We start from the raw sequence: 1,045 nt of genomic DNA, 5'->3' as shown, positions 1-1,045 counted from the left end.
CCCGCACCCGCACCCGCACGCAACTCCTCGAACGTCACATGCACCGTCGTCTCGGTGATCCCATACATGTTCACCAACCGCGGCCCACCCCCACCAAAACACCCCCACCACGGCACCAGACGCCCCGCATCCAACGCCTCACCCCCGAACACCACCGCCCGCAACGAACCCACCACCCCAGGCCGCTCCAACACCACCGGCATCAACTGATAGAACGCCGACGGAGTCTGACTCAACATCGTCACCCCCTCACGCTCCAACAACCCCGCAAACTCCCGCGGCGAACGCGACACCTCGAACGACACCCCCACCACCCGACCCCCATACAACAACGCACCCCACAACTCCCACACCGAAAAATCGAACGCAAACGAATGGAACCAACTCCACACATCACCCGGACCGAACCCGAACAGATCACGCGACTGCGCAAACAACCCCGTCACATTCCCATGCGTCACCGCCACCCCCTTCGGCCGCCCCGTCGACCCCGACGTATAAATCACATACGCCACCTGACCAGGCAACACCTCACCACCGACAGCAACCCCCGGCCGACCCGCCACCTCCGCCGCCACCACCGGATCATCCACCGCCACCACCGGCACACCCAACCCCGACACCCGACCCACCAGACCCGCCGACGTCACCACCAACCCCACACCCGCATCCCCCACCACAAACCCGATCCGCTCCCCCGGATACGCCGGATCCACCGGCACATACGCCCCACCCGCCTTCACCACCGCCAACAACACCACCACCAACTCCACCGACCGCTCCATCACCACCGCCACCCGCGACTCCGCACCCACCCCCAACGCCACCAGATGATGAGCCAACCGATTCGCCCGCACCTCCAACTCCCCATACGACAACGACACATCCCCCACCGACACCGCCACCGCACCCGGCGCCCGCACCACCTGAGCCCCGAACAACCCAGGCAACGTCGACACCCCACCATCCACCGACGGCACCTGCCACCCCAACAACCGCTCCCGCTCACCACCACCCACCACCGACACCACACCAAGACGTGACT

1 protein-coding gene is annotated in these 1,045 nt (G+C 65.8%); it reads right to left on the bottom strand.

Annotation, left to right across the window (positions count from 1 at the left end; translation table 11 throughout):
* On the bottom strand, positions 1-1,031 hold a 1,031-nt coding region (locus tag ABZ845_RS32005; RefSeq protein WP_360987093.1), incomplete at its 3' end, for an AMP-binding protein.
* Positions 1,032-1,045: the final 14 nt, after the last annotated feature.

The organism is Streptomyces sp. NPDC047022 (assembly GCF_040644155.1).
Lineage (GTDB): Bacteria > Actinomycetota > Actinomycetes > Streptomycetales > Streptomycetaceae > Streptomyces.
The sequence above is the reverse complement of the archived record's forward strand: the minus strand, read 5'-3'. Positions and strand labels throughout refer to the sequence as shown.